At 73.1% G+C, this 17,307-nt stretch carries 17 protein-coding genes, 1 tRNA gene and 1 pseudogene; 13 read left to right on the top strand and 6 right to left on the bottom strand.

The genetic code is table 11. The features are described from left to right. Positions 1-16 precede the first annotated feature (16 nt). From orn to Q5762_RS12750, 9 genes are all read left to right on the top strand, one after another. On the top strand, positions 17-619 hold the full coding sequence (gene orn / locus Q5762_RS12710; RefSeq protein WP_315892149.1) for an oligoribonuclease: 603 nt from the start codon (positions 17-19) through the stop codon (positions 617-619). A gap of 154 nt (positions 620-773) precedes the next feature. Beyond that, a tRNA-His gene (locus Q5762_RS12715) sits at positions 774-846 on the top strand. Between the two features lie 165 nt (positions 847-1,011). Next, positions 1,012-2,262 carry a helix-turn-helix domain-containing protein gene (locus Q5762_RS12720; protein ID WP_315892150.1) on the top strand — a complete coding sequence of 417 codons (1,251 nt, stop codon included), beginning with the start codon at positions 1,012-1,014 and terminating at the stop codon, positions 2,260-2,262. A gap of 86 nt (positions 2,263-2,348) precedes the next feature. After that, on the top strand, positions 2,349-2,828 hold the full coding sequence (locus tag Q5762_RS12725; protein ID WP_315892151.1) for a hypothetical protein: 480 nt from the start codon (positions 2,349-2,351) through the stop codon (positions 2,826-2,828). 137 nt (positions 2,829-2,965) lie between these two features. Beyond that, entirely contained in the window at positions 2,966-3,514 is a 549-nt protein-coding gene (locus Q5762_RS12730; RefSeq protein WP_315892152.1) for a hypothetical protein, read from the top strand. 33 nt (positions 3,515-3,547) lie between these two features. Next, a complete protein-coding gene (locus Q5762_RS12735) occupies positions 3,548-3,757 on the top strand; it encodes a hypothetical protein (protein ID WP_315892153.1) in 210 nt (69 codons plus the stop codon). Positions 3,758-3,902: 145 nt separating this feature from the next. Next, complete coding sequence (locus Q5762_RS12740) at positions 3,903-5,177, top strand: ABC transporter substrate-binding protein (RefSeq protein ID WP_315892154.1); 1,275 nt, start codon at positions 3,903-3,905, stop codon at positions 5,175-5,177. A 4-nt stretch (positions 5,178-5,181) separates the two neighbouring features. Continuing rightward, complete coding sequence (locus Q5762_RS12745) at positions 5,182-6,201, top strand: sugar ABC transporter permease (protein WP_315892155.1); 1,020 nt, start codon at positions 5,182-5,184, stop codon at positions 6,199-6,201. Further along, positions 6,201-7,025 carry a carbohydrate ABC transporter permease gene (locus Q5762_RS12750; RefSeq protein WP_315892156.1) on the top strand — a complete coding sequence of 275 codons (825 nt, stop codon included), beginning with the start codon at positions 6,201-6,203 and terminating at the stop codon, positions 7,023-7,025. The genes Q5762_RS12745 and Q5762_RS12750 overlap by 1 nt, the downstream gene beginning before the upstream one ends. A gap of 151 nt (positions 7,026-7,176) precedes the next feature. Here the strand turns inward: Q5762_RS12750 and Q5762_RS12755 are convergent, their stop codons facing one another. Further along, a complete protein-coding gene (locus Q5762_RS12755; protein ID WP_315892157.1) occupies positions 7,177-8,676 on the bottom strand; it encodes a cellulose binding domain-containing protein in 1,500 nt (499 codons plus the stop codon). 387 nt (positions 8,677-9,063) lie between these two features. Here Q5762_RS12755 and Q5762_RS12760 point away from each other — a divergent pair. Further along, positions 9,064-9,432 (top strand): annotated as a pseudogene (locus tag Q5762_RS12760) (winged helix-turn-helix transcriptional regulator); the annotation flags it as partial. A 7-nt stretch (positions 9,433-9,439) separates the two neighbouring features. On the opposite strand, the gene Q5762_RS12765 reads toward Q5762_RS12760, so the two are convergent. Continuing rightward, positions 9,440-10,864, bottom strand: a complete 1,425-nt coding sequence (locus tag Q5762_RS12765; protein ID WP_315892158.1) for a HAMP domain-containing sensor histidine kinase — start codon at positions 10,862-10,864, stop codon at positions 9,440-9,442. Beyond that, the gene (locus Q5762_RS12770; RefSeq protein WP_315892159.1) at positions 10,861-11,562 is read right to left on the bottom strand and encodes a response regulator transcription factor; all 702 of its coding nucleotides are present in this window, start codon (positions 11,560-11,562) and stop codon (positions 10,861-10,863) included. Before Q5762_RS12770 ends, Q5762_RS12765 begins: the two co-directional genes overlap by 4 nt. A gap of 68 nt (positions 11,563-11,630) precedes the next feature. Between Q5762_RS12770 and Q5762_RS12775 the strand changes: the two genes are divergently transcribed. Beyond that, on the top strand, positions 11,631-12,179 hold the full coding sequence (locus Q5762_RS12775) for a hypothetical protein (protein WP_315892160.1): 549 nt from the start codon (positions 11,631-11,633) through the stop codon (positions 12,177-12,179). 43 nt (positions 12,180-12,222) lie between these two features. Here Q5762_RS12775 and Q5762_RS12780 read toward each other — a convergent pair whose 3' ends face one another. Beyond that, the gene (locus Q5762_RS12780) at positions 12,223-13,098 is read right to left on the bottom strand and encodes a fused MFS/spermidine synthase (RefSeq protein ID WP_315892321.1); all 876 of its coding nucleotides are present in this window, start codon (positions 13,096-13,098) and stop codon (positions 12,223-12,225) included. Between the two features lie 58 nt (positions 13,099-13,156). After that, positions 13,157-13,630, bottom strand: a complete 474-nt coding sequence (locus tag Q5762_RS12785) for a hypothetical protein (protein WP_399495093.1) — start codon at positions 13,628-13,630, stop codon at positions 13,157-13,159. Between the two features lie 323 nt (positions 13,631-13,953). Between Q5762_RS12785 and Q5762_RS12790 the strand changes: the two genes are divergently transcribed. Further along, the gene (locus tag Q5762_RS12790) at positions 13,954-15,267 is read left to right on the top strand and encodes a tetratricopeptide repeat protein (protein WP_315892161.1); all 1,314 of its coding nucleotides are present in this window, start codon (positions 13,954-13,956) and stop codon (positions 15,265-15,267) included. A 25-nt stretch (positions 15,268-15,292) separates the two neighbouring features. Here Q5762_RS12790 and Q5762_RS12795 read toward each other — a convergent pair whose 3' ends face one another. Beyond that, positions 15,293-15,886: a histidine phosphatase family protein gene (locus Q5762_RS12795; protein ID WP_315892162.1), complete on the bottom strand. Its 594-nt coding sequence runs from the start codon at positions 15,884-15,886 to the stop codon at positions 15,293-15,295. 240 nt (positions 15,887-16,126) lie between these two features. On the opposite strand from Q5762_RS12795, the gene Q5762_RS12800 reads away from it, so the two are divergent. Next, positions 16,127-17,227, top strand: a complete 1,101-nt coding sequence (locus tag Q5762_RS12800; protein WP_399495095.1) for a hypothetical protein — start codon at positions 16,127-16,129, stop codon at positions 17,225-17,227. Positions 17,228-17,307 lie beyond the last annotated feature (80 nt).

Raw genomic sequence — 17,307 nt, forward strand, 5'->3', positions numbered from 1 at the left:
CCCTAAGGTAGGACGCATGAACGATCGCATGGTGTGGATCGACTGCGAGATGACCGGGCTCTCGTTGACGGACGACGCACTCATCGAGGTGGCCGCACTGGTCACCGACTCGGAACTGAACGTGCTCGGCGACGGCGTGGACATCGTGATCCGTCCGCCGGACGCGGCGCTGGAGACCATGCCCGAGATCGTGCGCGAGATGCACACGTCCTCCGGCCTGCTCGACGCCCTCGCCGGCGGCACGACCCTCGCCGACGCGGAGGCGCAGGTCCTCGCGTACGTACGCGAACATGTCAAGGAGCCCCGCAAGGCCCCGCTGTGCGGGAACTCGGTCTCCACCGACCGCGGATTCCTCGCCCGTGACATGGCGGCTCTGGAGAACCACCTCCACTACCGGATCGTCGACGTCTCCTCGGTCAAGGAGCTGGCCCGCCGCTGGTACCCGAGGGCGTACTTCAACAGTCCGGAGAAGAGCGGCAACCACCGCGCTCTCGCCGACATCCGCGAGTCGATCGCCGAGCTGCGCTACTACCGCGAGGCGATCTTCGTCCCGCAGCCCGGCCCGGACTCGGACACGGCGAAGCAGATCGCGTCCCGCCACGTCCTGCCCCCGGAGTAGCCCGGACGACCGGCCAAGCCCCCCGCTCGCGCCCCGGACGCCCCCTGACGCCCCCCTGACGCCCCCGGGTCGAATGCGGGCGCGAGCACCCTCCCAGACCCTGTAGACTTCTTCTCGGCCGGTCGGGGAAACCTTCGGGAAACCGCCGGTCATGGTGGGTGTAGCTCAGCTGGTAGAGCACCTGGTTGTGGTCCAGGATGCCGCGGGTTCGAGTCCCGTCACTCACCCTGAAGGCCGAGGCCCCGGTTCGAAAGAACCGGGGCCTCAGTCGTTTTCCGGGGCCCTCTCCCCGTCGGGCGGCAGGCGGTGATTTCCTGCGATCTGGATCACACGACAGGGACGTCGCCCCATACGCTGTCAGGTGTCGAGTCTGTCGAGAGAGGGGCAAGGCCTTGTCATCGGACGCTACCCCGGACCCGTACGCCAACCCGGTCGCCTTCGGGCAGCGCATGCAGATTCTCCGCGAACGCCGTGGCATGACCCGTCAGGTGCTGGCCGGCCTCCTCGGCAAGTCCTCGGACTGGGTGAAGGACCTGGAGCGCGGGCGAACCCAGGCGCCCGGGGTTGAGACCGTCTATCGCATCGCCTCGGCACTGCGCGTTCGCAACCTCGCCGACCTCACAGGACACCCCGACATGCACGTCGACCTCTTCATCGGCCCTGGACACCCCCGCCTCGCTGCCGTACGCGCCGCAGTCGACTCCTTCGGCCCGGCCGCCGAGCAGCTAGCACCCTCAGGCCGACACATCGCCGCCCGCCTCGCGCGCGCGTGGTCGGCCCGGCACTCCGCGCCGAATCACCGAGAGGTCATCGGCGCGCTGCTCCCTGATCTGATTCGCGACGCCCAACTCGCCGTGAAGCACGCCGAGTCACCGCCCGACTGGCGCGCCGCACAGGCCGTTCTCGCCGAGGTCTACAGCCTGAGTCAGTTCTTCCTCGCCTACCAGCCCGACTCGTCACTGCTGTGGCGCGTCGCCGAACGCAGCCTGGTCGCCGCCCAGCAGTCCGACGACCCGCACGCCATCGGCGTCTCCTCATGGCTCCTGACCCAGGCCCACCGCGACTCCGGCCCCTCCCACTACGACGCCGCCGACGCCGTCAACCTCGACGCCCTCGCGTACCTCAACCCCCTTCTCCCGAACGCCACCGACGACGTCCTCGCCATCGCGGGCGCGCTGACCTTCGAGGTCGGCTACACAGCCGCGCGCCGTGGCGAGACCGCCACCGCGTGGCGGCACTGGGACGAGGCGAAGAGGATGGCCGAGCGGCTGCCCGAGACGTACTACCACCCGGTCACGTCGTTCTCGCAGGCCATCATGGGCGCCCACGCGGTCACCGTCGCCGTCGAGCTGCACGCCGGACCGGAATCCGTACGGCAGGCCGCGCGCGCGGACGCGACAGCGATTCCGTCCCGGCCGCGCCGGGCCCGGCACCGTATCGAGCAGGCCCGCGGCTACCAGCTCGACGGCCAGCCGGACGTAGCGATCGCGACGCTGTCACAGGCGTACGAGGCCGCACCGGAGACGATCCGGTACAACGGCTATGCCCGCTCGATCATCCTGGAGGAGGTCGAGTCGAAGGTCGCAGCGCGCCGCCGCCGGGCGTCCGAGCTGGCTGTGAACGTGGGCCTGTTGGCCGCGTGACGAAGGGGGGAGATTTCCCCCCTCTACTGCCCGTATGCGGCCCTACCGTCGTTCGTACCGCAGGTCAACGACGGTAGGGAGCGGCCATGCGCGAGCATATCCAGCACGACCGATCGGACGGCGTCGAGCCCGTGCCTGGAGTTGAGGCCCGGTTCGCCGCGCTCCTCCTCCGGGCGTGCGACGAATTCGAGGAACACGCCGAGAAGGCCGCGGAGCGAGATATCGCGGAGGCGCTGGGCCTGAACAACCACCCTGGCGACGTCGCCCTCGCCGACCTCACCGACCGGCTGCTGACCCGCTGCGCCGGGCTCTCCGGAGGCGTGGAGGGAATCCGGCCGGACGAGCGGGGCATCCGCGGGAACGGGGTCCTGGAGACCTGGGCCAAGCTGAAGGCGGACGGCCCCGAGGACGGACCGCTCGGCACCTGGTCGTACACCAGGCAGCTCGCGCTCGTGGCCCGCGATCTGATCCGCACCCTCCGCGAGCACCGCGCCAAGCAGAACCAGACCCTCCCGTCGTTCGTCGGCCGCTCCGACCTGCCACCGATCGCGCCGGACGTCCAGTGACCGAGTGGCAGCGGCAGACGCTCTACTGCCTGATCGTCCTGGGCATGCTCGCCGTCCTCGCCGTCGGCATCACCCTCTGAACTCCCGCCCCACGCGGGGCGGGTCCACGCACATCGGAAATCCACCAGGAGGAACCCATGGCCTGCAAGAACCAGCCGGAACCCGTCCCGCCGCCCTGCTCCGTCAATCCCGACGGCGGCGGATCACCCGGCGCCCGAGCCTTACTGAGCGATGCGGCATTCAACGGCGTGATGCACGCGGTCCTCGACAACAACCCCGGTATGCAGCCCTCGATGGCGGGCCGGATCGTCACCGAGGCCCTGAAGTTCGTGCACGCCGCGAGCCTGTTCCCGACGGTTCGCATCGCCCCCACGCGCGAGGTGGATGAAGGGTGGCATGCCCTCATCCTCCACACGCACCTGTACGCGACCCTGTGCGGCCGCCTCGGCCGCGCCGTCCACCACTACCCCGAGCGACCCGACGCGTCCCGCCACGGCCCGAACGTCCTCACCCGCACCATGGCCCTCATCGAACAGGCGGGCCATACCCCCGACGCCGATCTCTGGACGGGACCGAAGAAGTCGAATGTCACGGTCACCGCGAAGTGCTCGCACACCCCGATGCCCGGCGGCTGCGGTCCGATCAACCCGGGCGGATGCGCCTCCCTGCCCGACCCCGGGGAATAGGCTCGTTGGCTCCCAAGGGAAAGGAGCAGGGTCATGGACGCGCGCGACGTCTCGCCTCTGTACGACTCGATGCGCAGGTACGGACTCCCGGGGGTCCTCACACCGGTAGACCCTCAGAACCGGTCGGGCGCCTGGCGCGTAGTGGACCCCGTCGACCAGCGGGACATCACTGACGCCACCCTCGCTGCCGTGGCCGCCGCGGACCGTCACCAGCCCACCCGCGGGTTCGTCATCGCGCGCTAGCGGTTCGAAGAGCGCCCCGGCGGGTCAGGGCCGGCGATTTCCGGGGCCCTTCGGGTGAGCGGGTGTGGCGTGGTCGGGGTGGGGGGTGGGGTGGGGGCCTAACGTGGCGTCGGTCACCAGGCGCTGGCACCCGGGAGGCCGCCCCATGCGTTGGAGCCGTGTCGTCGTCGCCGTGCTTGTCGGTGCGCTGGCGGGCGGGTGTGCCGGCGGGCGCGGTGCGGAGGGTGGGCGGGTCACGCTCACCGTCGGGGTGTTCGGGGCCTTCGGGCTCAAGGAGGCCGGGCTCTACGACGCGTACATGCGGATGCACCCCGGGGTCGTCGTGCGGCAGACCTCGATCGAGCGGAACGATAACTACTACCCGCAGCTGCTCACCCACCTCGTGTCCGACTCCGGGCTCGCCGACGTCCAGGCCGTCGAGGTGAACAACATCGCCGAGATCACCGCCACCCAGGGGCACCGGCTCGAAGACCTCGGCGCTGTGCCCGGTGTCGACAAAGGCGCCTTCCTGCCGTGGAAATGGGCGCAAGGGACCGATCGCCTCGGTCGAACGGTCGCGCTGGGGACGGACATCGGGCCGCAGGCCGTCTGTTATCGCAAGGATCTGTTCGCGCGGGCCGGACTGCCCACGGACCGAAGCGCCGTCGGGCGGCTCTGGGCCGGGGACTGGGAGAAGTATCTGGATGCCGGTCGGAGGTTCCGGGCCACAGCGCCCGAGGGGGTTGCCTTCGTCGACTCCGCCTCCGGGGTCATGGCGGCGATCACCGGCAGCAGTCCACTTCGCTTTTACGACGCCGACGGCGAGGTCATCTATAAAGGCAATCCTGCCGTTCGGCGGGCTTGGGATCTGGCCGCCGCCTTCGCCACCGAGGGGCTGACCGCGCGGCTCCAGCAGTTCACGCCCGCCTGGGACCAGGCGTACGCCAACGGGCGGTTCGCCACCGTCTCCTGTCCGGCCTGGATGCTCGGCTACATCCAGGACAAGGCCGGGCCCGCCGGCCGGGGCGTGTGGGATGTCGCGGCGGCGCCCCGGCCCGGCAACTGGGGCGGCTCCTTCCTCGTCGTACCGTCGGCCGGGAAGCACCGGGCGGAGGCGGCGAAGCTGGTGGCCTGGCTGACCGCGCCCGCCCAACAGGCGACGCTCTTCGAGAAGCGGGGTAGCTTCCCCAGCTCCCCCACCGCCCTCGCCCTGCCCGTCGTCTCCGGCGCCCGGCACGCGTACTTCGGCGGCGCGCCCGTCGGTGCCATCTTCGCCGCGGCCGCCCGCGGCGTCCCCGTGGCCGTCACCGGGCCGAAGGACGCGGTCATCGCCCAGAACCTGGCCGACATCGGCATGCTGCAGGTCGACCAGAAGGGGCGGCCGCCCCGGGCCGGCTGGGACGCGGCCGTGAAGACGATCGACAACGCCCTGGACCGGTGAACCGATGACCGAGGCCGAAGCCGATGTCGCCGTACCGGCGCAGGAAGCGCCCCCCACCGCGCCCCCCACCGCGCCCTCCACCACGCCCCCCGCCGTCACGAGCGGCGCCACGCGGCGCGTCCGCCGGCACCGCCTCGACGTGCGCTCCGCGCCGTACGCCCTCATCGCCCCCTTCTTCGTTCTCTTCGCCGCCTTCGGGCTCTTCCCGCTTCTCTACACCGGCTGGGCCTCGCTGCACCGGGTCGAGCTGACCGCGCCCGACCGGATGGAGTGGGTGGGGGCGCGGAACTTCACCCGGCTCCTGGACGACGACTTCTTCTGGAACGCGCTGGGGAACACCGTCACGATCGGGATCCTGTCGACCGTTCCGCAGCTGCTGATCGCGCTCGGCCTCGCGCATCTGCTCAATTCCCGGCTGCGCGGCCGGACGTTCTTCCGGGTCGCGGCCCTCACCCCGTACGCCACCTCGGTGGCCGCCGCCACGCTGGTCTTCGTGCTGCTCTTCGGGCGGGACCACGGATTCGTCAACTGGGTGCTCGGGAGCGTCGGGTTCGGGCCGGTCGACTGGCAGAACGGGACCTGGGCCTCGCGGGCCGCGGTCTCGACGATCGTGATCTGGCGCTGGACGGGGTACAACGCGCTGATCTACCTGGCGGCGATGCAGGCGATCCCGGGCGAGCTGTACGAGGCGGCGGAGCTGGACGGGGCCTCGCGGTGGCGGCAGTTCGTCCATGTGACGGTGCCGGCGCTGCGGCCGACGATCCTGTTCACGGTCGTGGTGTCGACGATCGGCGCGACGCAGCTCTTCGGCGAGCCGCTGCTGTTCAACGGCGGCGCGGGGGCGACGGGCGGCGCGGATCACCAGTACCAGACGCTGGGGCTCTATCTGTACGAGCAGGGGTGGGTGAACCACCATCTGGGGCGGGCCTCGGCGATCGCCTGGGCGATGTTCCTGCTTCTGCTCCTGATCGGCGCGGTGGCGCGGCTGCTGCGGCCGTGGTTCGCCGGGCGGGGGGAGTCCTGATGCGTACGCCGAGGGTGGGACCGCTGACGTACGCCTTGCTCCTCCTCTTCACCGCCGGGTCCCTCTTTCCCCTGGTGTGGACGGCGATCGCCGCCTCCCGGGACAACCAGCGGCTCGCCCGGACCCCTCCCCCGCTCTGGTTCGGCGGCAACCTGCCCGAGAACCTCGCCACCGCGTGGACCGACGCGAATCTGGGGGTGGCACTGCTGAACACCACCGTCGTCGCGGGGGCGGTGGCGGCCGGCACCGTACTCTTCTCCACGCTCGCGGGCTTCGCCTTCGCCAAGCTGCGGTTCCGGTTCAAGAACGCGCTGCTGCTGGTGGTGATCGGCACGATGATGGTGCCGCCGCAGCTGGCCGTCGTACCGCTATTCATGCTGATCGCCGAGGTGTCGTGGACCGACCGGCTGCAGTCCGTGGTGCTGCCGGCGCTGGTCTCCGCGTTCGGGGTCTTCTTCATGCGCCAGCATCTGAGCCGGGCGCTCCCCTCGGAGCTGATCGAGGCGGCCCGGATGGACGGGGCGGGCACGCTGCGGCTCGTCTGGCACGTGGTCTTCCCGGCGGCGCGGCCGGCGATGGCGGTGCTCGCGATGCTGACGTTCGTGATGGCGTGGAACGACTTCTTCTGGCCGGTGATCGCGCTGACGCAGAACGGCAGCCCGACGGTCCAGGTGGCGCTCGCGGGGCTCGGGCGGGGGTACATCCCCGACCAGTCGGTGATCATGGCGGGGGCGCTGCTCGGGACGCTGCCGCTGCTCGTCGTCTTCGTCGTCTTCGGGCGGCAGATCGTCGGCGGGATCATGCGGGGCGCGGTGAAGGGCTGACCGGCGAGGTGGAGGCCGGGACGGGTCCGGGGCGGCGGTGAAGGGGCGCGCCCCGGCCGGGGGTGGGGGATCCGGCCGGGGCGCGCGTTGTGGGGGGGAGAGGGGGGGTCGGGGGGGTACGGGGGGTACGGGGGCCGCTTGGGGACTCGGGCTACTTGTAGGCGGCGAAGGCCTTGGTGAAGGCCAGTGGCTGCTGGAGGATCGAGGAGCAGGTCGCGTCGGCGTAGTTGACCTCGCCCGCCGCGCACTGCTTGTCACGGGTCGAGGACCACATCGAGAGCCAGCCGATGCCCTTGGACTTCGCGAAGTCGACCAGCTGGGTGGCGTCGTCGACCTTGAATATCTCGGTCGTCACGTCGTTGACCCCGATCATCGGCGTGACCGCGACGGCCTTCCAGGCGGCGGCGTCGCTCAGTCCGAGGACGCCCTTGATCTGGGCCTGGGTGGCGGTCGCGGCCTGGATCGCGTACGTACCCATGTCGCCGCTGTAGGCCGGTCCGTAGTCCATCGCCATGATGTTGACGGCGTCGACGCGGACGCCGTTCTTCTTGGCGTCCGCGAGCAGGTCCACGCCGGGCTGGGTCAGGCCCTCGGGCATGACCGGCAGGGTGAAGGAGACGTTCAGGCCGGGGTGGGACTTCTGGAGCTGGGCGATGGCCTGAGAGCGGCGGGTGTTGGCGGCGGTGTCCGGCAGGGCGGCGCCCTCGATGTCGAAGTCGACCTTGGTGAGCTTGTACCGGTCGACGACCTTGCCGTAGGCGGCGGCGAGGTCGGCGGAGTTGGCGCAGTTCAGGGCCAGTTCGTGGCCGGCTGCGCCGCCGAAGGAGACCCGGACGTCGCCGCCCTTGGCGCGCAGGGCGTCGATCTGGGCGGCCACCTTGTCGTTCGCCAGGTCGGTCACGCCACCCCAGAGCGGGGCGCAGGAGCCGCCGGAGGTGATGAAGGCGAGGTTGAACTCCTTCACCCCGGTGGCGTCGGCGGTCGCCAGCAGGTCGTAGGCCGGGTAGAGGGAGGTGTCGACGTAGGGCGCGAACCTGGCGGCGGCGGACGGGGTGCCGGTGGCGGTCGCCGTCGGGGCGGGGCTCGGCGGGGCCGTGGTCGGCGCGGTGGTCGGGGCCGTGGTGGCGGGCGCGCTCGGGGTGGCGGTCGCGGTCGGGGGCGCGGTGGCGGTGGGCTGCTCGGTGGGCCGGCCGCTGGGCGTCGGGGTGGCGCCGCCGACGGAACAGGTCGCCTTGTTGATCAGGCAGTTGGCGGGGTCGCCCGCCTCACCGGTCGCCGAGGTCACGAAGCCGACGGTGACGGACTGCCCGGGGGCCAGCTCCTTGTTCCAGCTGGCCGGCTTCACGGTGACGTGCCGGCCGGAGACGGTGTGCTCGCCGTTCCAGAGCGAGCCGATCGTCGTCCCGGCCGGCAGGTCGAACTCCAGCGTCCAGCCCCCCGACTGGACGCTGGAGGTCTCATTGGTCACCACGTACTGCCCGGTGTAGCCGCCGGTCCAGGAGCTGGTTCGGGTGTACGCGGCGCCCACGGCTGCGGCCTGCGCGGTGCCGGTGAGGGCGACGGCCGCGCCGCCGATCACCGCTGCCGCGACGACCACGCCGATGACCTTGGTCCTGCCGCTCGTCCTGCGCCGGTGCGAACTGGTGCCCATCGCGTGCCTGCCTCTGTGTGCCGGGGGTGAGGGTGGGGTGCGGCAGCACGCTAGCGACAGGGAAACGGACAAATGCCTATGAGGAGGCCAGGGTTGGGGATCCTTAGGCTCCGCTTAAGGAAGGCATCGGGACGAGGAAAGGTTCACCGCCTCCGACCGGTCCGGATCCGCCGCAGACTCGTCCGGATCCGCCGCCGACCGGCCCGGGTCCGCAGCCGCCGACCCGTCCACGCCCGCCGCCGGCCCGCCGCCGACCCGTCCACGCCCGCAGCCGGCCCGCCGCCGGCCCGGCGCCGGGCCGCCGCCTGTCGAGCGCCCGGACGGCCAGGGCGCAGGCCGCGAATCCGGCCCCGAGGAGGCTGGAGCCCGTCCAGCCGTAGGCGGTGGTGGAGCCTGCTCGTCGTCCGCGACGCGATGGACGGGGCACGGTCGTTCACCGAGTTGCATCGGCGGACCGGCATCGCCCGCAACATCCTCACGGACCGCCTCCGCGAGCTCACCGCCCACGGAGTCCTCGCCCAGCGCACCGCGCTCTCGGGCCGCCGCCAGGAGTACGTGCTCACCGACGCCGGACGCGCGCTCTTCCCCGTCATCCTCACGCTGCGCCAGTGGGGAGAGCGGCACGCCTTCGCACCCGGCGAGACCCACTCCACCCTGCTCGACCTGCACGGCACACCCGTGCCGGAGTTCACGCCTACCGGCGCCGACGGAGCCGGCCTCGACGCCGACACCACCCACGTGCGGAAGACCCGCTAGCCCCCGCTCACCGCGCGCGCTGTGCGGACGGCTTCTTGCGGCGGCCGCGCCGTACGGGCCGCCCGCCCGCCGCACCGGAGCGGCGGCCGTCCAGGCCGATCCAGATCCGGACCTCCGTACCGCCGAGCACCGAGTGCCCGATGCGGACGTCGCCGCCGGTGGCCTCCGCCATCTGCCGGACGATGTCCAGGCCGAGCCCGGTCGAGCCGTCGCGCCGGCCGCTGTTGCCGCGGGTCAGGGCCGCGGCCGGGTCGGCGATGCCGGGCCCCGCGTCGGAGACAAGCACGATGACGGCGTCGTCGCCGTTGTGGAGGTCGACGGAGAACGCCGTCCCCTCCGGGGTGTGCCGGAAGACGTTGCCGAGCAGCGCGTCCAGCGCGGCGACCAGCTCGGGGCGCGCCACCGGGATCCGTACCGGCCGCTCGACGCCCGCGACCCGTACCTTGCGGCCCTCGTCCTCGGCGAGCGCGGACCAGAAGTCCATCCGGTCCCGGACGACCTCGGAGGCGTCGCATCCTGAGCCAGGCCCGGGGCCTTGCGTCTGCGGCTTGGCGTCCCGGGCCGTACGGATGATCGTGTCGACCTCGCGTTCCAGCTGCTCGACGGCGGCCCGGGTCTGCTCGGCGGCCGGCCCGGAGCCGAGCGAGGCGGCGTTGAGGCGGAGCACGGTCAGCGGGGTACGCAGCCGGTGCGAGAGGTCGGCGGCGAGCTCGCGCTCGTTGGCGAGGAGCTGGACGACCTGGTCGGCCATGGAGTTGAAGGCGATGGCCGCCGACTTGAGTTCCGGCGGCCCCTCCTCGGGGACGCGCGCCCCGAGCCTGCCCTCGCCGAGGTCGTGGGCGGCGCCCGCGAGGCGCTGCGCGGGCCGCACCATCCGTACGCCGAGCCGGTCGGCGACCGCGACGGAGCCGACGATCAGGGCGATGCCGACCCCGGCCAGGACCAGCCAGGCGGTGGTGACACCGTTGGTGGCCTCGCCCTCGGGGACGAAGAGCTCGACTACGGCGACCTGGCCCGAGGAGAGCGCCGTCGGCTGGAGCAGCACGGAACCGCCCGCCACCTCGGCGATGGTGGCGCGCCCCAGTTCCCGGGTGGTCCGCAGGTCCTTCTCGGTGGCCCGCCGCGTACCGATCTCCAGGCCCTGGCCACTCGGGCCGCGCGAGTCCGAGGCGGCGCCGCCCTCGTCGGACGGCGGGACATGGACGGCCATCCGCCCGGCGGCCCCGTCCTCTGTGGTGGCCACGGCCCGTTCGAGCTCGCCGCGGTCGGTGGTGATGGCGAGCACGGGCGCGAGCCCGGCGGCCCGCCGCTCGGCGTTGGAGAAGGCCCGGTCGCTCGCCATCTCCTTGACGACGAGGCCGAGCGGTACGGCGAAGGCGACGACGACCATGGCGGTGACGGCCAGCGACACCTTGACGAGGGCCCATCTCACGGCTGCTGCTCCCGCGGCGGCTCCAGCTTCACGCCCACCCCGCGCAGCGTGTGGAGATACCGGGGCCGGGCGGCCGTTTCACCCAACTTCCGCCGCAGCCACGACAAATGTACGTCGATGGTCTGGTCGTCCCCGTAGGACTGCTGCCACACCTCGGCGAGCAGCTCCTTGCGCGGCACCACCACACCGGGCCGCCCGGCCAGGAAGGCCAGCAGGTCGAACTCCCGGCGGGTCAGGTCGAGCCCGGCCCCGTCCAGCTCCGCCTGCCGGCGCAGCGGGTCGATCGACAGACCGCCGACCCGGATCACCCGCGACGGCGGGGCGTCGCCGGCCGCGGCCCGCGAGCGCCGCAGCACGGCGGCCATCCGGGCCGACAGGTGCTCCACGGAGAAGGGCTTGGTGAGGTAGTCGTCCGCGCCGTCGTTGAGCAGCCGGACGATCTCCGTCTCGTCGTCCCGCGCGGTCGCGATGATCACCGGCACGTCGGTGATGCCGCGCAGCATCTTCAGCGCCTCGGACCCGTCCAGATCGGGCAGTCCGAGGTCCAGGATGACCACGTCGAAACGGAAATGGGCGACCTCGCGCAACGCCTCCAGGGCCGTGCCGACGCTCCGTACGGTGTGGGATGCCTCGGTCAGATGCCGGATGAGGGCGGAGCGCACGAACTGGTCGTCCTCGACCACGAGCACACTTGCCATGGCCCGCACCGTACGCCATACGGGCGAACCCGGACCCTCGGGGACGGCTCCGCGCCCGGTGGTGCAGTATGGCCGGGATGCGTAGAGGACTGGTACACGCCATGGCGTGGTCGCTCGCCACGGGCGCGGCGGTCACCCTCTCGTGGTGGGGTGTGTACACCGTGCTCGCGGGTACGGTCTACGACCCGCCGCGCGCGCTGCCCATCCCGGCCGGGACCAGCAGCGACGACCCGGACGCCGAGGGCGGCGAGACGCGTGCCTCCTCCACGCACGACCCGGGACGCCCCGCCTCCGCCACGCCGCCGGCGGGCACCACGGCACCGACGCCGTCGGCGACCCCGTCGCGCCGGCCCACCACCTCGAAGCCGCCGAGCACGGAGCCGCCGCAGGACGGCGGGAACGTGAAGAGCTACACCGTGGACGGCGGCCGGGTCGTCTTCGACCTCGGCAAGACCTCCGCGGAACTGGTCGCGGCCACCCCGTCCTCGGGCTGGCAGATGCAGGTGTGGAAGCAACCCACCTGGATCCGGGTCACGTTCACCAAGGACGGCCGCGAGCTGTCGGTCTTCTGCGTCTGGCACGACACCGCGCCCCGCGTGGAGATCGACGACCGCTGAGGGCGGACGACCGCTGAGGGCCGACGACCTCCGAGGGCGACGGCTACCGGAACACGGCCGCCGGCGGTACGGGAGAGGGCTTGGCGCTCGCGTCGGTGACCGGGGCCGCGCCACCGGTGAAGTCGGCGAGCGCCCGGCCGTGTTCGACCCGGCCGGCATGCGGGTCGGTCGCCACCCGGCGGGTCAGCTCGGCGACCGGCAGCTCCCGGTCGGAGGCGAGGAGCACGGCGTTGCCGAAGCGGCGGCCGCGCAGCACGGTCGGGTCGGCGGTCAGCGCGAGTTCGGGGAAGACGGTGGCGGCGGTCGCGATCTGGCCGCGCAGATGCGTCAGCGGCGGCCCGTCCGCGAGGTTCGCCGCGTAGAAACCGCCGGGCCTCAGGACCCTGCGGACCTCGGCGAGGAACTCCGTACTCGTCAGATGCGCGGGGGTGCGCGCCCCGCTGAAGACGTCGGCGATGATCAGGTCCGCCCAGCCGTCCTGCACCTTCGCGAGCCCGGCGCGGGCGTCGGTGGAGCGGACCCGGATCCGGGCGGCGGTGTCGAGCGGCAGCTCGCGGCGGACGAGCTGGACCAGCGACCCGTCGAGCTCGACGATCTGCTGGGTGGAGCGGGGCCGGGTGGCGGCGATGTAGCGGGCGAGCGTGAAGGCCCCGCCGCCGAGGTGGACGACCTGGAGGGGCCGGTTCGGCGGGGCGGCGAGATCGGCGATGTGGCCGAGGCGGCGCTGGTACTCGAAGGAGAGATGGGCCGGGTCGTCGAGGTCGACGTGCGACTGCGGGGCGCCATCGATCAGCAGCGTCCAGCCGCGGGGCCGCTCCCGGTCGGGTATGAGCTCCGCGAGTCCGCCGTCGACGGTCTCGACGACGGCGACGGCGGCGGCCGCCCGTTCACGCTGCTTGTTCCTTGCCACGTGCCCCATTATCGGCATGCGTGCCAGGTCCCCGCCCGACGAGGCGCCGGGCCCGCGGGGCGGGCGCCTAACGGCAGCCGTCGGCCGCCTCGATCAGGCGGGCCGCCTGGCCGAGGGCCTCGCGCAGCACGGCCGGGTCGGTGACCTCGCCGGTGTCCCCGGGCGGCAGGAGCCAGCCGGCCGGGCGGGGGGCGTCACCGGCGGGCTCGGGGAGCTCCGGCAGTTCGGGGATCCGCAGGCCGCGCCCGGAGGTCTGCGTACACGCGCTGCCGGGCATGTCCCAGCCCGCCGCCGTGCCGGGCGGCACCAGGAAGCCGAGGGTGTCGCAGGCGCCGTCGTGCAGCACGGGGCCGACGGCCGGGGTCCCGCCGCGACGGAGGATGTCCACGGCTTCCAGCCCCTGGCGGACCGGCACGGTCACCAGGTCGCAGGGTTCGGCGGACGGGGCCCCGGCGGCCGTGGCGCCGGTCAGGACGTCGGCCGACGGGGCGCCGGTCAGGACGTCGGCCGACGGGGCGCCGGTCAGGACGTCGGTGGTCATGGCACCGGAAAGGGCGTCGGTGGTCATGGCGCCGGCGGGCGGGGCACTGGCGTCCGGGGTGGGTGCGTGCCGTGCGGTCGACTGCGATCCGATCTCCAACAAGGGACCCCTCCTCGTCATGAGAAGACACGTTCCGTCTCTCCGCATGGTTCAACGCCCGTGCGCGTCAACGGCTACGGCGGCACGCCGCCGCAAAGGATGGCAGTTCATGGCAGATCGCGAGCGAGATATCCGATTTATGGCAAAACACCGCGTGGCCGCTCGGTCACAGCAGGTACGTTCATGCCCGCCGGAACACCGGCAGCACAGGAGAGGGCTCGGCCATGGCGGTGTCAGGGGCAGTTCCCAATCTCGCCTTCCGCCGGCTCCGCGGACAGCACTCGCCGGCGGAGTTCGCCGCGGCCGTCCGCCGGGCGGCGCGGGAGATCGGCGAGCAGGTCGCGTGCGACGCCCGCTACATCGGGCGCGTGGAGGCGGGCGAGATCCGCTGCCCCAACTACGCGTACGAGCGGGTGTTCCTGCACATGTTCCCCGGTCTCTCCCTGGCGGACCTGGGCTTCTCGGCGCGCGAGGCGGTACGGGGCCGACGGCCGGCGGCCGTCCCGCCCTGCTCGGCCGTCCCGGCCGGGGCACCGCCCGCACCCGCCATCACGACCCGGAACGATGAGGAGAGCGACGTGCTGCGTCGCGCATTCATGACGAGCGGCACCGCCACCGTGGCGGCCGTCTCGCTGGGACTCGGCGGCACGGCCGTCGCGATCCCCGCCCCCCGCGGGGCCCACAGGATCGGCGAGGCCGAGGTCCGCGCCGTCGAGGACGCCGTACGGCAGATCCGGCTGCTCGACGACCGGCACGGCGCCGAAGGCCTGTACAAGGCCGCCGCCCAGCCGCTGCGCGCGGCGTACGCCCTGCTCGACGCGGGCACGACGGCCCGCCGCTGCACCGAGGACCGGCTGCACGCGGGCGCGGGCGAGCTCGCGATCTCGGTCGGCTGGCTGGCTCACGACTCGGGCCGCTTCGACGACGCCCGCTCGCACTACGCCGAGGCCCTGGCCACCGCGCGCGTGGCGGGCGATTACGCCCTGGAGGCGCACGCCTTCTGCAACACGTCGTTCCTGGCCAGGGACGCGGGCCGGTACCGGGAGGCGGTCCGCGCCGCGCAGGCCGGGCTGCGGGCGGCCCAGCCGCTGGCCTCGGCGCGGCTGCTCTCCCTCCTCTCCCTCCGGGAGGCGGGGGCCTGGGCCGGGCTCGGTGACCGGTCCGCCTGCGAGCAGGCCCTCGGCCGCGCGCACGGCCACTTCGCGAAGGGGCAGAGCGACCGGGACCCGGAGTGGATGTCGTTCTTCGGGGAGCCGGAACTGGAGGCGCAGGAGGCGCACTGCTGGGCGGCGCTCGGCGACTGGGGCCGGGCGGCCCGCCACGCCCACCGCGCGACGGTCCTCCAGAACCCCCACTTCGCCCGCAACCTCGCGCTCTACCGCGCCCACCTGGCGAGCGATCTGGCGCACGCCGGCCGCCCGGACGAGGCGGCGGCGGAGGCCCGCCGCGTGGTGGACACCCTGGGCGACGTCCAGTCCTCCCGTATCCGCCGCATCCTCACGGAGACGAGCCGGGTTCTGGCGACGACGGCGCGCTGAGCCGCACCGGCCGTGGGCTGTGCGGCTACTCCAGGTGACCCGTGTCGTTCCAGCGTTCGAGCGCCGGCTCGCCGTACGCCCAGCCCAGGACTGACAGGCTCGTCGGATCGAGGCGGATCCGCGCGCCGAAGGACACCTCCTCGCCCAGCCAGCGGGCCGCGAGCGAGCGCAGGATGTGCCCGTGCGCGAAGACCAGGACGTCCCGGTCCTCCGAGCGCGCCCACTCCACGACCTCGTCGGCGCGCGCGGAGACCTGGGCCAGGCTCTCCCCCTCCGGGACGGCGTCCCGCCACAGCAGCCAGCCCGGCTGCCGCTCCTGGATCTGCGCCGGGGTGAGCCCCTCGTACGCCCCGTAGTCCCACTCCATCAGCGCGTCCCAGTCCCGGGCCCGGTCGCCGAAGCCCGCGAGGTCGCAGGTCTCCCGTGCGCGGACCAGCGGGCTGGTACGGATCTCCAGGTTCGGCAGACCGTTCCACACTCCCCGGTGCAACCGCTCGCCGAGCAGCTTCGCGCCGCGTCGGCCCTCGTCGAGGAGGGGGATGTCCGTCCTGCCGGTGTGGCGGCCGAGCAGCGACCATTCCGTCTGCCCGTGCCGGGCGAGCAGGATGCGCGGTGCCATGAAGGCTCCTGAGTGTTCGACGGGCTGTGTTTCCGATGTCTCTCCATCATCGCCCACCTGAATTCGCGGCGACGCCCGGGCAACCCCGGCCGGATGTCAGTGGCGGATGCGAGACTTCGGCGGGTGAGCGAATCCCTCGACAGCGGAGCCCCTCTCCCTCCGCAGACGACACGACGGCACGGGGCCTCCCCGGCCGCGGCCCCCGCCGCGGCGCCGGTCCCGGTCCCGGCCCAGCCGCGCGTGTGGGCGCGGCTCGCCGAGCTGCGCGGGCCGGCCGTGGTGCCGACTCCGCTGGACGCCCGGGCCCTGGCGGCGCTCGCCGCCAACCCCGGCTGCCGGCGCCGTGCGCTGCTCGACGGTGCCGGGGTGGACAAGACCGTGCTGGCGGCGAAGCTCGGTGCGCCGTCGGCGTACGGGCAGTCGCAGTTCGCGATCATGCGGGGCAACGCCTTCGAGGCGAAGGTCAAGGCGGACGGCGGGCGGGAGTTGCTGCGGCTGCTCGGCGTCGAGGAGCCCGGGGCGGTCCGGCGCCCGGATCTCGCGGCGGCCGGCCCCCAGGGCCGCGCGGCCCGCACGGCCCTTGCGCTGCGCGAGGCGACCGCCGCCGGCGGGTGGGCGCTGCTCGACCACCCGATGCTGGCCCTGGAGGTGGCGGGCTCCCCCGCCTATCTGGAGCCGGACGCCGTGGTGGTGCACCCCGACGGCCGGTGGACGGTCGTGGAGATCAAGTCCTTCCCGATGGTCGACGGTTCGGCGGACGCGGCGAAGGTGGGCGCGGCGGCCCGCCAGTCGGCGGTGTACGTCCTGGCCCTGGAGCGGGTCGCGGCGCTGACCGAGGGCGCGGAGGTGGCGCACCACGTGGTCCTCGTCTGCCCCAAGGACTTCTCCAACCTGCCGACGGCCTCGGTCGTCGACGTACGCAAGCAGCTGTCGGTGACCCGTCGTCAGCTGACCCGGCTCACCCGCGTCGAGGACATCGCGGCCGCGCTGCCCGAGGGCGTCACCTTCGACGTGGAGACCTGCTCGGCGGAGGAACTGACGGCGGCCGTGGAGTCGGTGCCGCACGCGTACGCCCCGGAGTGCCTGTCCGCCTGTGAGCTGGCCTTCCACTGCCGTGACCGGGCCCGGGAGGCGGGCGCGGTGGAGACCCTGGGCCGCTCGGTACGGGGCGAGTTGGGCGGCCTGACGACGGTCGGCGCGGTCCTGGCGGCGGCCCGCGGCGAGGAGGGCGACGCGGACGACCCTACGGTCGAGGCGCTCCGCCGGGCGCAGGCGCTGCGCGCGGAGGCGCTCGCGGGCGCGCCCGCCGCCCGGACCGGGCAGGGGTCGCTCGCATGCTGAGCCGGACCCTCGTACCGACGCGGCGCACAGCCTCCGGCTGGCGGCCTCTCGCGGCCCGCCGCGCGGAGGACGTCCGCGCG

The sequence above is a fragment of the Streptomyces sp. P9(2023) genome (assembly GCF_032436795.1).
In the GTDB taxonomy this organism is placed as follows: Bacteria; Actinomycetota; Actinomycetes; order Streptomycetales; family Streptomycetaceae; genus Streptomyces.

What these genes read in the sequence shown, in the direction of transcription:
- orn (WP_315892149.1), top strand. Translation starts at nt 17, where the DNA reads ATGAACGATCGCATGGTGTGGATCGACTGCGAGATGACCGGGCTCTCG.
- Q5762_RS12725 (WP_315892151.1), top strand. Translation starts at nt 2,349, where the DNA reads ATGCGCGAGCATATCCAGCACGACCGATCGGACGGCGTCGAGCCCGTG.
- Q5762_RS12730 (WP_315892152.1), top strand. Translation starts at nt 2,966, where the DNA reads ATGGCCTGCAAGAACCAGCCGGAACCCGTCCCGCCGCCCTGCTCCGTC.
- Q5762_RS12735 (WP_315892153.1), top strand. Translation starts at nt 3,548, where the DNA reads ATGGACGCGCGCGACGTCTCGCCTCTGTACGACTCGATGCGCAGGTAC.
- Q5762_RS12740 (WP_315892154.1), top strand. Translation starts at nt 3,903, where the DNA reads ATGCGTTGGAGCCGTGTCGTCGTCGCCGTGCTTGTCGGTGCGCTGGCG.
- Q5762_RS12745 (WP_315892155.1), top strand. Translation starts at nt 5,182, where the DNA reads ATGACCGAGGCCGAAGCCGATGTCGCCGTACCGGCGCAGGAAGCGCCC.
- Q5762_RS12750 (WP_315892156.1), top strand. Translation starts at nt 6,201, where the DNA reads ATGCGTACGCCGAGGGTGGGACCGCTGACGTACGCCTTGCTCCTCCTC.
- Q5762_RS12755 (WP_315892157.1), bottom strand. Translation starts at nt 8,676, where the DNA reads ATGGGCACCAGTTCGCACCGGCGCAGGACGAGCGGCAGGACCAAGGTC.
- Q5762_RS12770 (WP_315892159.1), bottom strand. Translation starts at nt 11,562, where the DNA reads ATGGCAAGTGTGCTCGTGGTCGAGGACGACCAGTTCGTGCGCTCCGCC.
- Q5762_RS12775 (WP_315892160.1), top strand. Translation starts at nt 11,631, where the DNA reads ATGGCCGGGATGCGTAGAGGACTGGTACACGCCATGGCGTGGTCGCTC.
- Q5762_RS12780 (WP_315892321.1), bottom strand. Translation starts at nt 13,098, where the DNA reads ATGGGGCACGTGGCAAGGAACAAGCAGCGTGAACGGGCGGCCGCCGCC.
- Q5762_RS12785 (WP_399495093.1), bottom strand. Translation starts at nt 13,630, where the DNA reads ATGACCACCGACGTCCTGACCGGCGCCCCGTCGGCCGACGTCCTGACC.
- Q5762_RS12790 (WP_315892161.1), top strand. Translation starts at nt 13,954, where the DNA reads ATGGCGGTGTCAGGGGCAGTTCCCAATCTCGCCTTCCGCCGGCTCCGC.
- Q5762_RS12795 (WP_315892162.1), bottom strand. Translation starts at nt 15,886, where the DNA reads ATGGCACCGCGCATCCTGCTCGCCCGGCACGGGCAGACGGAATGGTCG.